Raw genomic sequence first — 14,144 nt, forward strand, 5'->3', positions numbered from 1 at the left:
TTCGCAAGAGATGCGATGGATGTCTGGTGATTTGTAGTCATAAATTTTAGTCCCCACTTGTTTTTAAGTGTGGACTAAATTAAGGCTTATAGGATGAATTCAGAAGGTGTGTTCAGCGGACGCTTACCTTCTTTCGGCTTTTCAAAAATGAATATCGAAACTTTTATAGAAAAGCTATTGATCATAAGGCGGCCGAATTCGTTAAACCCATTAAGGAGCGAGATTTCTTACTCAGTCGTGAGGCCTTGTCATTTTGGCGACTCAGACAGGCGGTTGATGCTTTGGGAATGCGTTATGACTTCTATTTAAAAACCGCATTTGATAAATGCGTTAAGGTGATTGCGAATGGTAGACCTTTGCCACCTAGACCTGCTCAACTAAAAAAAGAAGAACTGTTAATTGAAGTCTTCCATGAGTGGGAGTCTTATTGTGAAGCTTCGCTCCAGATCGCTAAAAGTCCATATTTTACCGCTACACTTTTTCATAACAGTCCAATGCAAGTTGATTATGAAGATTTTATTGTTAAGCAGGTGCGGATGCGTCAAGTGCAGCATTACGCATTAGGGACATGCATTTATCGCTATGATGCGCTTCGAATTGAAAAAGCTTTAGAGTCTTTTGATATTTCAATCATCAACCAAGCTATTAAATCCAGTATTTAATGCTTTTTTCTCTTAAAATATTAATAAGCGCTTACTATAATTTGATAATATCGTTTTTATAGTAATTACTAATGTTTCGAGGTTTTAATGAGCGAATGGCAGAAAGAACTTGCGATACAAAACAAGTTCGGCAATAGCGCTCCAATTTCAAAGGAGTCTATTTACTTAAATACGGAAGAAAAGCAAAAACTTCAATTTCAGCCGCGTAAAACGTATGGGCGTAGGCTGCCAGCGAACGAATGCGAAATTGAAGAAATGGGCTACATGAAGTTTGTTCGTAAGCTGCAAGAGCAAGAACAGGAAATTGTAGTCATTAAAACAGACGGCGAAGTTGTACGTGGATACATCCGTGCTGCGGATGCAGAAACGATCTCGCTTCGTTGTTATTTGAATGGTGATAAAAACGGTCGTTATCGTGCGCGTGTTCTTTTTAAACACCAAATTTCCGAGTTCTCACCAACTAAGGGGATTGAAGACCTAGTTGATGAGCTAGAGAGAAAGTCGAAATCTAAATCTTAAACGTAAGCCATCTATTTTCTATAAGGATTATCTTATATGTCTACTGCTGTGGCCGAAATTCATGAAGAAGAGGTCGTTGATAAAGAACTCGAAGGCTTCACCGAAGAAAAGTTTGATTACGACGATGAGTTTCAATCAAAAATTGCGGCTTTAACTTTACGTGATGATGAGTTTCTTAGAAGAGCCGCCCATATTCTGAAGCCAGAATTTTTCGAAAATCAGGGTGAAGCATGTCTGGTCGATATTGCGCTCCAACACTTCAATAAATATGGATGTTCTCCTGATCCCGCTTCTGTTGTCCAAATTATCAAGGATAAAGCTGCTTCTAAAGTTTATAAGCGAGAAACATTAGCGGCAATTGTGGAAGCAAGGAAGAAATTAATTGGCATCTATGTCACTGACAAGGCTTTCGTTGAAGAAAAGGTTGTTGAGTTCGCGCGAAAACAGGCGGTATCCAATGCGATTGTTAATTCTGTTCCTGATCTTGAGGCAGGTAATTACGCCAAGATTGAAGCGCGTATCAAGGAAGCTATTGCGGTCGGATTGAATGAAGAGGGTGTTGGTTATGACTTCTTCGCTCAGGCGTTGAATCGTAAGCTGGCACGTATCGAGAAGCTGACAGGCAAAGTACCTCCGACAGGCATTACTACTGGCTGTAAAGAACTTGATGATCTGCTCTATCACAGAGGTTGGGGACGCAAGGAGCTGTCTCTATTAATGGGCGGTGCAAAAGCAGGTAAGACGCAAGCGCTTATTCACTTTGGCCGTATCGCAAGCTTTGCTAAATACAACGTTCTATATGTAACGCTAGAAGTTGGTAAAGACATTATTGCAGACCGTTTAGATGCCTCTATTTCAAAAGTGATCATGAAAGAATTGGCGTCGAAGGCTGCAAGTGTTGCAACTGCGGTCGAGACGGTAGCCAAGACGGCGGGCAAATTTATTATTCATGAATTTGGTTCCGGTACATTTTCTCCGTCACAGCTAAGAGCGTTAATTGATAGGTATAAGAATCCTGGGCGGAACCCTGATGGAACGATAAGACCGCCAATCAAGTTCGATATGATCATTGTGGACTATGCAGATTTGATGCGTCCAGATATTCGTACAAATGACCCAAAAGAGAACTCAAGAGCTATCTATGTTGATTTACGCGCGATTGCTTTTGAAGAGAATGTGGCGTTACTGACAGCTACTCAGACCAACCGTGAGGGCTTTAAGTCAACGGTAGCCAAGGCAGAGCACGTAGCTGAGGACTTTAACAAAATCAGGACCGCTGACGTTGCAATCTCCATCAACATTACAGAGGAAGAGAGAGCGAAAGGTCAGGCTCGATTGTACTTTGCAGCTTCTCGTAACCAAGAGATGGGGGTTACTGTGGTGATTAAGCAGAATGTGTCCATGATGAGGTTCTTGGAAGAAGTGATTAGCGTCGAATAAATTTAACCCATTATTATAGTAAGCGCTTATTTATAACTTTGTGCTAGTATAAATAAGCGCTAATTTTATCTAATGCGATTTTGCAATATGAGAGATCAAGAAAGTTTAGCGGAGATATTAGACCGCATTGATATGGAGTATTGGCTTAACCGCGAAGGGTTTGAATACAAAGTAACTCGCGGAAAAAACGGAATCCAGTTGAATGTTAAGGAATGTCCGGTATGTGGTAACTCAAGCTGGAAAGTCTATCTGAATCAGGATACGGGTTTGGGTAACTGCTTTCATGGTGATTGCGAAACCAAATTCTCGAAATGGAAGTTTATTAAGGCTGGTATAGGTGGTAATAGCCTAAGCAATAAAGAGATTGTCGAGCATGTTAAAGCAATTGCTTAGGAGCAGGGCTGGCAGCCAAAGCGCAAAAGTGAACCCACACAAACCAAAATTGGCGATCTAAAGCTTCCAAAAGCCTATGACTTGCCGATCATGGGTCAGAACCTAAAGTACCTGAAAGATCGAAATATAACGCTCGATACGTGTCGTGAATTTGGACTGAAATTCTGTCAAAAGGGTTGGTTTGCATACATAGGTCCAACGGGTGAAAAGCAATACCAAAACTACAGCATGAGAATCATCATTCCTGTCAGGGACCTTGAAGGCAAGCTTGTGTCTTTTCAGGGTCGGGATATTACAGGAAAGGCTGAAAAGAAGTATCTATTTCCTCCTGGTTTCGCGTCTACGGGCACTTACCTATATAACGGCCATAATGCCCTAGGTTACGTTGAAATCGTCATGGGAGAGGGCGCTTTTGACGCTATGGCGATATATCAAGCCTTCAAGGAAGACGAGTTCCTTTGCAATGTTGGAGTTGTCGCGTCATTTGGTAAGCATCTTTCGGTAGGTGGTGATGAATCGCAAATGGCTGAATTACTAAAGCTCAAAGATGAGGGATTGGAGTGCGTGACAATTATGTGGGATGGAGAGCCTGCCGCAATTCTGTCTGCGATCGATGCATGTTTAAAGATAAATAGCTTTGGCATAAAGGCAAGGTTGGCCACGTTGCCTGCTGGATGTGACCCCAATGAAGTCGACCCTGAAATCGTTCGCACAGCGTATCGAAAAGCGATACCAATTACGCCAATTAGCGCAGTAAGTTTACGCATTAAGTATATGGGTAAAGTCTGAATCGTATTTGATTCCAAATCATTGTTTTTAAAATATTGTTGAAGTTTTCAAGGTGCTTTTACTATGAGTTTAAAAATTGTGGTCAGAAGTGCCTACTCATTGCATACGAGTGGGACAAAATATTATTCGATGTTCTTGTTATCTGTACAGGACGGAGCTAAACGCAACACGCAATTATTCAAAATTTATGGCTCAGCGGTAAATCAAACGGCTCAAGTCAAACACCATTCAGAAGGTAAGGGTGAAACACTTGATACCGAATTTAATAAAACACTAAAAGCGAAAGGTAAAGCAGGTGAATATAGCGATTTACGTGAAAGCGAAATCCTGCATGAATTTGATAATTTCCATGATTTTATTACTTACTTGACTCTCGACTCTCCGATTAATGCCATTAGAGCGCCTTTCGCATCAGCGATTACCGAAAAGGGTTTTGAACAATATTTAGAAACCTTGTCCCAAACGTTCGGGATTCCAGTTGATGACATGTACAAATTTACATTCAGATATGAAACAGAGGAAGAACGGCAACGAAAACAAGAAGAGGAAGAGCGTAAAGCGGCTCAGCTCATGGCACAACGACAAGAATTTTATGGTGAAGTTTTGGGGTCATGGTAATGAACAGAGTAATTATTGGGGTTCCACATTGTCGGTTTATGGTGACAAAGACCACAACGAATGAAAAGGTTTTGGAGCTGACAGAATATTTTGCTGTCCACAAGCATACTCAAGATGAAGTATTAGGCTTGGCGATCAAGGCTGTTGATTACCATGATAACAAGGGCGGTTATCACCGAACGGTCGAAATTCTTGAAAAATACGGAGGACTTTCTTACTCAACAGTAGCAGAAAGGGTAAAGAATTTAAGTAAGGCTGCTGTACGTAATCTAGTTGATGAATTGTCTACCAATTCGGATTCGATTAATCCAATTGAATATGCTCAATCAATTTTCGGTCGCGAAGCATCCAATATTTTTGACAAAGGGCGAGAAGCTGAGATCAAGTCAATTTTTCAAAATTATTTTGGACCTATCAGAAGCGAACTGAGCGAATTAATTCTTGATACAGATGAGTATGCTGCCTATAAAGGAGTACAAGGATCATGGTAACTAAAACTCTTCCTGAACTCGATTTGGAATTATCCAGAAGCGGAACAAATGCCTATTACTGCGATTTTTGCCCTCATACTGGCAACCGTCCTAATTATGCCGCATGCCTAAAGCGCATCCATAATGTTCAGGAGGGAAATGAACGCGAGGTGGATGCAGTTTGTGTAGTCGCTATCCATAGACATCACTGTGAAGCTGCCGAAATGCGTGAACGTGAAATTGAGGCAGGTAAGCCTCTCTATTACATTGATCGTTCAGAAATGCGAAAACAAGTTGGGAAGCGGCTGGCTAAACAAGGAATTTCTATTTCTTCTAAATTTGATTATAAGTTAGAACTTACTAATATTAATGGTGAAAAACCAGAAAAAGAAATTCCAGTTAATTCAAAGGGTAATTATTCATTAAGTGATGCAATCAATACTAAACTAAAGAAAAATAGTTTGAATACCAAAGATGTTCATGTAGAATCGCAACAAGAAAATAAAGTAAGCGCTAACTTATATATCGAGAGTGAGAGCTTAACTGTACCAAGTATCGAGAGCGGATTATCGCTTTTAGAAATTGCTAACCGTTTCAAAGCAAACACACAGGAAAAATTATGAGCAACGCAGAAGATTTATTAGAAGCTTTAATCAAGGCATTAAAAGACTCGAATGTAGATGCCGAGGAATTACGCTTCATGACCTTGCTTCCTGATCACATGCGCAAGATTCAGGATTTAACCGAAGAGTTTGTAAAAGCTCACGTTAATGGTCCACAACAGCTTGAAGTTTACATGAGAGCCATTATGGGTGTGGTTGCACAGGTTCAAGCAGCATTAGTCGTGAATACCGGCACAGAATCAATTCAGGAATATGCACAATTATTGGCTCAAAAATCAGAAGATGAATATTTGCTTGATCTAGGTCACATGCTTCGTGATTTTACCAATCATTGGCTAGCGGTCTTTCTGCAAGCTGCAAAAGAGCATTTCGGCGAAGAAGTATTTAAAGCTCATCAAGCCCATGTTAGAGAAGTGATTAAAAACGCTAAAAGCGAAATGCTGAAATCCAAAGAAGGCGATTCCCCATTTAAAGATTCATTTATTCCTTCATTTGCAAAGCAGTAATAAGGTGTAGCAATGAATAGCGATCAGTTACTAGAGGCTTTAAACCAAATTGCATCTGAAAGCTCAAAAAATGAAAAACTAGCTTTACTCATGGATTTTGAAGCAGAAAAGGGGTTGTTCAGAGAAGTTCTGCGTTTGGCATATGACCCGTTTATTGTCTTTGGAATTTTGCCAAAAGCAGAAGATGCAGGAACAGGGGAATTAATGTTTGATGAGGTTGATACCCTTGAGTTCCTATCTAAGCTTAATAACCGTGAACTAACAGGCAATGCAGCGCGCGAAGCGCTGCGTAGCCAACTGGCTCAATTATCAGAGAAGTCAGGCGAGCTTCTAATTCGAATTTTAAGAAAAGATTTACGTGCAGGTTTTAGTGATGCAACGATCAACAAAGTCGTGCCTGATTTGATTCCTGTATTTCCATACCAACGCTGTTCATTGCCTAGTGAAGTAAAGCTGAAGGCATGGCCGTGGAAAGATGGCATTTATTTGCAAGAAAAAGCTGATGGCATGTTTGCCAACGGGACCAATTTAGAAGATAAGTTCTTCTTGTCCTCACGTCAGGGCACGCCGTTACCTATGGAGCATTTTTCCGACCTTACTGCGGAAATGGATATGCTGATCAAAGATGTCCAATATCATGGCGAACTACTTGTCGAGCGTGATGGTGTCGTCCTGCCACGCAAGGTTGGAAATGGCATCTTGAATTCGGTCACTAAGGGTGGCTCATTCGCTGAAAATGAAAAACCGATCTATATGATTTGGGACTTCATTCCACTTAGTTCTGTTAAGTCAAAAGGAAAATTTGAAGCAGCATATAAACGTCGTATTGCACTGATTAAATCGATGCTGGCCAAGTTTAAGCCTAAGTATGTGCGGCTTATTGATACGCATGTTGTTCACTCATTGGGCGAGACTTACGATCACTTTTTTAATGTACTTATGCAGGGCAAAGAGGGACTGGTAATCAAGCATCCAGAAGGTCACTGGAGAGACGGTACAAGTAAACACCAAGTTAAATTAAAACTTGATGCGGATTGTGAGCTGGAGGTTGTGAGCATTAATCCGGGTAAGGTGGGTTCAAAGAACCAAGGGCGAGCAGGAGCTTTGCATTGTAAATCTGCATGTGGTCAAGTCATTGTGGATGTCGCCATTAAGAATGAAAAAATGCGTGGCGAAGTTGATGCAAACCCTAGTGACTGGATTGGTCGAATTATCACTGTACGTTCAAATGCCATTATGCGCCCATCCAACAGTAACCAGAATTACTCGTTGTATTTGCCACGTATGGTTGAGGACTGCTATCGAATCGATAAAACGGAAGCTGATGATTTAAAACGTATTGAAGAGCAATTCAAAAACGCTATCGAAGCTGCCAAGAAGCTGGCAGAAAGTGAAGCGGTGGTGATTGACAATACAGCGACAGCATAAATATGGAGTATATATTGATGTTATCTAAAGCTAAAAAACTACATCGTCAAAAAGCTTTACGTCCTTCTACTGAACAATGGGAAATTATCGCAACTATTGGATTTGCCATTATTCTTACAGTTATCGGGTATTTTTGCATTGGCGGAGCTAAAGCGAATGCAGCGGTGGTAGCGAGAGCAGCGTCTGTATCCTCAGCTCGTCCTTCGACATCTTTTGCGCGGTCTTACAGCAGCTCGTCCACACGCGCTCCGACCACTACAAGTTTTCGTTCTAGTCCAGTTAAGACTGTGACAAAACCTAGTACGATTCGTTCTGTGAAGCCTGTTACAACGCCTGCTAAACCGATGCCTGTTTCTTCTTCATCTACACAGAAGAAATCGCGTAAGATTGGTTTCCAATATGATTACTATGCATTTACAGATTGCATCCCTTATTCAAGCGGAAGTTTCCAAGGTTGGAAGTGTATTGATCGGGATTAATTGGGGCGGTTCTACCGCCTCTTCTTATGAGGTATGACGATGTTTGTATTGTTATCTGGAACAACGTGCAGCGGCAAAACAACCATTGCTGACGCGCTGACCGAGAAATATGGGTTTAATCGTATTGTTACCACAACATCACGGCCGAAACGGGAAGGTGAGGTTGATGGTTTGCACTACCACTTTATTACTCAAACAGAGTTTGATGCACTGAAAAAGGCTGATCAGTTCCTTGAGACAAATAAACATGGTAATTATGAATATGGCGTAACGATTGATAATTTCAAAACCTTGCCAGATGATCGAAATGCCATAATTATTGTCGACCCAAATGGATATAAGAAGATTAAGCGTTATCTGAAAGCAAATGAAATTAAATATCTTGGGGTTTTTGTCGACGCTGATATTAAAAGCCGTCTACAACGTTTAATTGTTCGAGCAGATCAGAAACTTGCGGAACGTTTAGAAGTCATGATTCAGGTCGAATCTCATTGGATAAACGAAATCAACCAGTACGATATGTTGATCCAGAATGATGAAACGATTGAAGATGCCTTAGAGCCGATTTTAGATCATGTGCGCCGTGCAGGACATTTAGATAAAATAGCCTAAGCATTTTGATGAACAATTAAAATTTCCTAAAATAGAATGCTCCGATAATTTCAATAATTTCGGAGTTTTTTTATGCTACTAAAATCTGTTCCTGGTGTTTTGCCTGCACTTAAAAATAGCGATTTGGCAACTACGAAATTATGGACCACTCACATTGAAAGAATTACAAATTATCAATTAAACGCCGTAATTGCTAAATTCAAGTTTAAAAATGAAGAAAGTCAAATTGATAAGGAAATTGAATACGCGGTTAGTCAGATCAACGACGCTATTTATAACCGCCAAATCAACTCGGTAAAAATTGCTCGATTTAAATTAAAAAAAGATCATTCCATTACGGTGAGCAACCTAATTGCTGGTTTATTGAAGCTGAAGGAAGTTGAAAGAAAGGCTGTGTTGTTCTCATTAGAATCAGGATTAAGCCTTGATGAAGTGACAAACTTGGAAGTTAGACAAGCCAATGTGGCAGCTAGAAACTCAAAACTAGCGAGAGAAATTATTAAAAATTGCCCTGTGAGTATCAAAACAAACTATTTATTTTGGGAATCAAATGAGGAAAAGGAGCATGAAAAGCTCAAAAATTTAGAGCAAGCTGTGTTTGAAGCCTTTGGTTTTGACTTCAAACTGCTTGCCCTAAAATACGAGAATATTATTTATGACGAATGGTTTGAATTTCTTGGTCAAACGTCATAATTGTCGCCGAGTTTTTTGATTCGACGAGCCGTATATTCTTCTAAAGCTTCATTGAGCATGGTTGTAAAAGTGGTCTTGTTAGAACCCATGCCAATGGAGCTGATAGATTTAAGCCAGTTCAAACGAAGGTACATTTCTTGGCTAATATTGTTGTTAAAAGGACGTTGAATTAATTTCAAGTCTTCAGGAGCAATATTAATGCCCTGACGCCAAGGCGCTTCACGGTCCTTTTTCTCTTTAGGTTTGCTTAATCCTGATAGTTCATCAAGCTTATCAAGGTCTACAGGTTTTTCATTAGCTTCTGGCGTTGCTGTGGCAGTTTGTACTGGAGCACTCTTTGTAAAATCGGATGCATTTGAATTTTCAGCTTGTACTTTTGCAGCTTTGCCTAATGATAATCCACCACGTCCACTCATTTGAACAACTCCTCAGCCAATGCATTTACTTCTTCTGCTGCCTTAGAGGCACCAATATTTAACTCAATAACACCCAGACCCATGCCATAAGCTCTTGAATATGCAATACGGTCGTAATTTACGGAATCGAGAACTTTTGCAAAATCTTCAACTTCTTTAAACGCATTACGCGCATCGTCTAAAGCTGTGATACGTGCATTTGTCGGGACTTGAGTGATATAGATGTAGACATGAAGTGGATCGAGGTCCCTTTCATTTACACGGATATTATTTGCTTCTTCAATTAATTCCAAAATTTCCCCAGTTGATTCTACGTCAGCTTGGTTAGGGCGAGTTGGAATAAGAATGGCATCGGAACAAAGCAGCGCTTCACGGAAGCCAGAAGAGTCATAACCACCGCAATCGAGAATTACGTTAGGTGTTTCACTTTCAATTTTTGGAATGACTTTGTCAATTTCTGGTTGACCAAACAAATGATAAGTTTTGATTGAGCCGGTCTTTTCTATGAAAGTTTGGGCTTGACGATAAATACCCCATTTAACCGAATTTTTATTGGCGTCAAGGTCGACAAGAGCTACGTCTTGTTTTTCATTATTGGCAATCCATGCAGCCAAATTGGTAGCCGTAGTTGTTTTGCCGACGCCACCTTTTGAATTGGCGATCAATAATTTCATTAAATCCTCAACATAAACGTTGGCGAAAATCGTAGTGTAATAGTAAATGCGCTAGATAACAATGTATAAACTTGTATTCATTGCTATGTAGAAATCTATATAGAAATCTATATAGATTATTAATTTAAAAATTAGATTGTATTTAACTAAAACAAAATGTTTAATAGTTCTAATTGCTTACATATAAATTCATAGGCTTAAAATGCAGAATCAAATCAGACAATTAGAAGATGGAACTTTTGAAATAGGTACTTGGATTCAGAATGCAAATGGTGAAGTTGTGTTCTTTGATGCAACGAGTGCCAAAACATTAGAAGAAGCAAACAAGATTGCTGATGAGTTGGATGATCAGGAATTTAAATTAGTAAAGAGTGAAATTGATATGCTTGGCGGCATTCAAGGTGCCAATAAGGTTCTGGAGCTCATGAATGAAAACGAAGCCGTTGCCGTTGAATTTGATAAAAACCACTTTGATATTAATGAATTAAAATTCTATAACCAAAAAGATTTTGAGCAGCGAATGGATGACTACCTAGATAATGGTGAGACTGCAACCTATCTATATGCAGACTTTGAAATCCAAAGCCTGCTGCACAAAACTAGATTTTTGAAATTTTAATTTAACTTTTCAGCAACTTGGCGGAGCAATTCCGGATCCGATGCAAAATATTTTTGCGTGGTCAGGATTGAGCTATGCCCCATCAATTGTTGAATTGAATAAATATCACCGCCCTTTCTTATTAGCCTTGTGGCAAAGGAACGTCGACCGGAATGGCTGGTTGCTTGAATACCAGCCTTCTTATAACAGTTATTAATCATGGTCACCATGCTATTTGGTGAGAATGGACCGCCCTTCTGCGATAAAAATAAAGGTGCGTCGGGATCCTTTGGTCTTTCTTTTGTTATGTATTCTTCTACCAGTGATCTAGCGATTGGATTGACTAGGAATACCTCACGGTAGCGGTTGCCTTTAGTAATATTACCGAGCAATCGAATAATATCCTTCAGCTTGCCCTTCTTCACGTCGTAAACATCGCCGACCTTTAACATTGATAATTCTTTAGCGCGAAGCCCAAGGAAGTGTGAGAAATACAAAACACATTTGTTCCGTAATGCATTTACGCCCGTTTGAGTGGCTAAAGTAATCTCAAGATCATCTTCTGACACATATGGGGCTTTTCCAGTTGTTGTTCTTGCCATAAATCGACCAAATAATTTTTTATTACATTTTTCCAAAAACGGAAAGGATATAAAAACAGTCTACCACATGTCGAAAAATAAAAAATGTAATAAAAGATACATTTTATTATATTTTTTGGGGGTGCAAAAAGGCAGGGCGTCATATCCTGTCGTATACGTACTTTTCTATTAAGAGTGGTATTTCAAAGTTTGATTTAAATTGGTAATCTATACCAATCTTGATTTTGTAACGTTTTCAAGTTTAGGAGGAGCTATGAAAGAAAAATTTAAAAACAGTAATTTAAAGGGTATGAATAGCAAAAAGCCCGAACTTGATCGGGCAGTAAGAATAAAAACAGATTAGTTGACTTTAAGTGTTTCTAGGAAAGCATCAAAAGCTTCTTTCTGTCTAGGGTTAGTGAAAAACTCAAAATTATGGCCATCATTTGCTTCGCGAATTTGTTTAATTAAATTCGATTCTGCATCAGTAATAAGAGGTTGCTCAATCATGGCTTCCATTTCTTCAAGCAGATGAGGCATGTATTCCTCTAGGCAGCGCATGAAGAGGTCTTTAGCATCGATTTTTAAAGCTTCAGCCATAGCGCGCACACGTTCAAGAGGCAATTTGCTTTTACCACGAACAATGAAGCTAACCATGTTTTGATTGATACCCATAATCTCTGCCAATTGCGACTGATTCAGATCCGATGCATTTAGTTGAGCGTCGAGATATTGGGCGACAGTTAGTTTGCGTTTGGTGTTAGTAGCTGCTGATTTCATAGTAACGTTTTCCTTAGAATATTCTTAATAGATATAAAGTCATAATGTCGGAATGTATCCTCGATACAACATTATAGACTTAAAATATTTGCGGTTTAGGTAAAGTATATCAGTAAGTGCTGATTTACCCAAGTTCAAGAAAAGTACAGATTTGTATAGGATTGGATAACATGACATCGGTCACAATTAACGGAAAAATTTAGTAAGTAAGCATTGATTAATATTTTCTTATTTTTGGGTTAAACTAATGGTCAGACTATAGGTGAGTAGATGCTCATTTTAAGTACAGGCAATTTGTTAGCTGATGCAGACAATCATACTATAATGACAACGTATCGACTGATACCAAGAGGAAGTATAAGCCTCATTCAAGCCAATTATTTGTCAAAAAAGTATGATAGTTAGAGTATAGGAGTAAAAAATGTCGAAAAGTGTTGAAGTTATTACGCCTGAAACCGTAGCAGATTTCTTGGCAGAGCAGGGTTCTGAACTGATCTTTGAGGGAAATCAAATTAATGTAATTAAAGGAAAAAATGAGGAATGCGGTGATTTCCTTGTGATTAACAATGCACTTGGCGAAAATTTGTTTATTAAACTTAGCTATATAGTCTTATGAGTCTACCTAAATAATTAAAAATCCCTCACTTGACCCTTCTCTGTGGTTAGTGTCCAAGGTTTGATGCTGGCCACGGTCAAAATAAACCCTCTATTAAAACTCAAAATCTCCCCAATTTCACTCTTTATTTTTCAATAAATATTTTTATAATGCTTTTTAATATTAGTAAGCACTTGTTAATATACTGTCAGGTCTGTATATAGACATCCAATAATGACTTTTTCAGATTGAGATTTTTCAATGAATGAGCGCATACATATTTTAAGACAAGCAATTGTTGTCGTTACCCAAGCACTGACTAACTCTGATATTGCAGTAACACAAGAAGGCATTGAGGCAGGTGTGCATAAGGATCCAAAGACAGGCAAACCTGTGCGAATTAACCTTCCATATCTTCCGGACAATTCACCAGATTCGCTGATTGATGCGGTTCAAGGTTTTCTTGATCAAGAGGTAGCGAAGTATCTTTTTACCGATTTTTCTCTCAAGCTAAAAGGATCTGAAGAGGTAAAGACTTTAACTTCATTGTTAGAAGAAGCGCGTGTAGAACGTTGCATGGCTGAAAAATATCGCGGTTCAAATATCAATATGAAAAATGCGAGCCAATTTTTCATTGATGAATTGATTGACGATAAATACCAAAAACTTGTAAAGGAAAAAGCTTCTGATGAAGAAATTACGCAACATTTAATGTTGCCAATGTTACGTGCGTTAAGTGGTCCAATTGGGGCGTTTGCAAGCATTGAACCTAGTGAGCCTTCAGCGAAAGACCTCTCACGACGAAAGGATCAAATGAGGCTATTACCAGGATTAATTATTGATTCTGTAAAAGCAGATAGATACACAGATACCTCAGAGCCATTCCTGCGAGCTTCGTTGGTCGAGCATATGCGCGATTGCAAGCAATGTAACGGTTGCGACCTTGCTGGACAGGTTCATCCAGATATTCGTTTGGGTAAAAAGATGCGATTTATGGTCGTGGCTGACTGCCCAACTTGGGAAGAGGAAAAGAAAGGAAAACTTCTTGAAGGCGAGACGGCCCAATATGTGAAAGCTGCAATTAAAGATAATGAATTAGCAGTAGCGGACGGTTATTACACAACGCTCGTCAAAGCCAAAAAAGGGACTGTTCTAAATTTTGTGTAAGTACTTAATTTTCATTTATCCTTCAGAGGATAATTACAAAAGGTACTTCACATGGATGAAGCAACAATCAAAAGTATGGCTGCCGAATTGGCTAAAGGTCT

General features: G+C 39.3%; 20 protein-coding genes. 16 read left to right on the top strand and 4 right to left on the bottom strand.

Annotated features, from left to right (window positions below):
* Window positions 1-245: 245 nt before the first annotated feature.
* The 13 genes from MSG95_RS18120 (at window position 246) to MSG95_RS18180 (ending at window position 9,232) form a co-directional block, all read left to right on the top strand.
* On the top strand, window positions 246-662 hold the full coding sequence (locus MSG95_RS18120; protein ID WP_017402502.1) for a hypothetical protein: 417 nt from the start codon (window positions 246-248) through the stop codon (window positions 660-662).
* 87 nt (window positions 663-749) lie between these two features.
* The gene (locus MSG95_RS18125) at window positions 750-1,181 is read left to right on the top strand and encodes a hypothetical protein (RefSeq protein ID WP_000005905.1); all 432 of its coding nucleotides are present in this window, start codon (window positions 750-752) and stop codon (window positions 1,179-1,181) included.
* A 36-nt stretch (window positions 1,182-1,217) separates the two neighbouring features.
* A complete protein-coding gene (locus tag MSG95_RS18130; RefSeq protein WP_000102026.1) occupies window positions 1,218-2,621 on the top strand; it encodes a DnaB-like helicase C-terminal domain-containing protein in 1,404 nt (467 codons plus the stop codon).
* 87 nt (window positions 2,622-2,708) lie between these two features.
* Complete coding sequence (locus MSG95_RS18135; protein WP_324624934.1) at window positions 2,709-3,014, top strand: hypothetical protein; 306 nt, start codon at window positions 2,709-2,711, stop codon at window positions 3,012-3,014.
* A 90-nt stretch (window positions 3,015-3,104) separates the two neighbouring features.
* The gene (locus MSG95_RS18140) at window positions 3,105-3,803 is read left to right on the top strand and encodes a hypothetical protein (RefSeq protein ID WP_228143210.1); all 699 of its coding nucleotides are present in this window, start codon (window positions 3,105-3,107) and stop codon (window positions 3,801-3,803) included.
* A gap of 129 nt (window positions 3,804-3,932) precedes the next feature.
* On the top strand, window positions 3,933-4,421 hold the full coding sequence (locus MSG95_RS18145; RefSeq protein WP_250628965.1) for a hypothetical protein: 489 nt from the start codon (window positions 3,933-3,935) through the stop codon (window positions 4,419-4,421).
* Complete coding sequence (locus MSG95_RS18150) at window positions 4,421-4,912, top strand: hypothetical protein (RefSeq protein ID WP_004832937.1); 492 nt, start codon at window positions 4,421-4,423, stop codon at window positions 4,910-4,912. The genes MSG95_RS18145 and MSG95_RS18150 overlap by 1 nt, the downstream gene beginning before the upstream one ends.
* Complete coding sequence (locus tag MSG95_RS18155; protein WP_002124005.1) at window positions 4,906-5,514, top strand: Asp23/Gls24 family envelope stress response protein; 609 nt, start codon at window positions 4,906-4,908, stop codon at window positions 5,512-5,514. Before MSG95_RS18150 ends, MSG95_RS18155 begins: the two co-directional genes overlap by 7 nt.
* Window positions 5,511-6,020: a hypothetical protein gene (locus MSG95_RS18160; protein WP_004832935.1), complete on the top strand. Its 510-nt coding sequence runs from the start codon at window positions 5,511-5,513 to the stop codon at window positions 6,018-6,020. Before MSG95_RS18155 ends, MSG95_RS18160 begins: the two co-directional genes overlap by 4 nt.
* 12 nt (window positions 6,021-6,032) lie before the next feature.
* On the top strand, window positions 6,033-7,448 hold the full coding sequence (locus MSG95_RS18165; protein ID WP_004832933.1) for a hypothetical protein: 1,416 nt from the start codon (window positions 6,033-6,035) through the stop codon (window positions 7,446-7,448).
* Window positions 7,449-7,465: 17 nt separating this feature from the next.
* Window positions 7,466-7,927 (top strand): hypothetical protein, encoded by a 462-nt coding sequence (locus tag MSG95_RS18170; RefSeq protein WP_000949172.1) that lies wholly within the window; start codon window positions 7,466-7,468, stop codon window positions 7,925-7,927.
* Window positions 7,928-7,966: 39 nt separating this feature from the next.
* Entirely contained in the window at window positions 7,967-8,539 is a 573-nt protein-coding gene (locus MSG95_RS18175) for a guanylate kinase (RefSeq protein ID WP_002125274.1), read from the top strand.
* 72 nt (window positions 8,540-8,611) lie between these two features.
* A complete protein-coding gene (locus tag MSG95_RS18180) occupies window positions 8,612-9,232 on the top strand; it encodes a hypothetical protein (protein ID WP_002125265.1) in 621 nt (206 codons plus the stop codon).
* Here MSG95_RS18180 and MSG95_RS18185 read toward each other — a convergent pair.
* Both MSG95_RS18185 and MSG95_RS18190 read right to left on the bottom strand, forming a co-directional pair.
* A complete protein-coding gene (locus MSG95_RS18185; RefSeq protein WP_002125269.1) occupies window positions 9,220-9,648 on the bottom strand; it encodes a hypothetical protein in 429 nt (142 codons plus the stop codon). The genes MSG95_RS18180 and MSG95_RS18185 overlap by 13 nt on opposite strands.
* Complete coding sequence (locus tag MSG95_RS18190; protein WP_002125263.1) at window positions 9,645-10,322, bottom strand: AAA family ATPase; 678 nt, start codon at window positions 10,320-10,322, stop codon at window positions 9,645-9,647. Before MSG95_RS18190 ends, MSG95_RS18185 begins: the two co-directional genes overlap by 4 nt.
* Before the next feature lie 202 nt (window positions 10,323-10,524).
* Here MSG95_RS18190 and MSG95_RS18195 point away from each other — a divergent pair, with 202 nt between their 5' ends.
* The gene (locus MSG95_RS18195) at window positions 10,525-10,941 is read left to right on the top strand and encodes a hypothetical protein (RefSeq protein WP_032042758.1); all 417 of its coding nucleotides are present in this window, start codon (window positions 10,525-10,527) and stop codon (window positions 10,939-10,941) included.
* Here the strand turns inward: MSG95_RS18195 and MSG95_RS18200 are convergent.
* Entirely contained in the window at window positions 10,938-11,522 is a 585-nt protein-coding gene (locus MSG95_RS18200) for a tyrosine-type recombinase/integrase (RefSeq protein WP_000124734.1), read from the bottom strand. The genes MSG95_RS18195 and MSG95_RS18200 overlap by 4 nt on opposite strands.
* A 339-nt stretch (window positions 11,523-11,861) precedes the next feature.
* Window positions 11,862-12,281, bottom strand: coding sequence for a helix-turn-helix domain-containing protein (locus MSG95_RS18205; RefSeq protein ID WP_000833467.1), 420 nt, complete (start codon window positions 12,279-12,281; stop codon window positions 11,862-11,864).
* Between the two features lie 421 nt (window positions 12,282-12,702).
* Here MSG95_RS18205 and MSG95_RS18210 point away from each other — a divergent pair, with 421 nt between their 5' ends.
* Entirely contained in the window at window positions 12,703-12,897 is a 195-nt protein-coding gene (locus MSG95_RS18210) for a hypothetical protein (protein ID WP_000047261.1), read from the top strand.
* 240 nt (window positions 12,898-13,137) lie between these two features.
* A complete protein-coding gene (locus MSG95_RS18215; RefSeq protein ID WP_002125271.1) occupies window positions 13,138-14,043 on the top strand; it encodes a cobalamin biosynthesis protein CobT in 906 nt (301 codons plus the stop codon).
* The last annotated feature ends 101 nt before the right edge of the window (window positions 14,044-14,144 follow it).

This window comes from Acinetobacter sp. IK23, from assembly GCF_035615275.1.
Classification (GTDB): domain Bacteria; phylum Pseudomonadota; class Gammaproteobacteria; order Pseudomonadales; family Moraxellaceae; genus Acinetobacter; species Acinetobacter seifertii.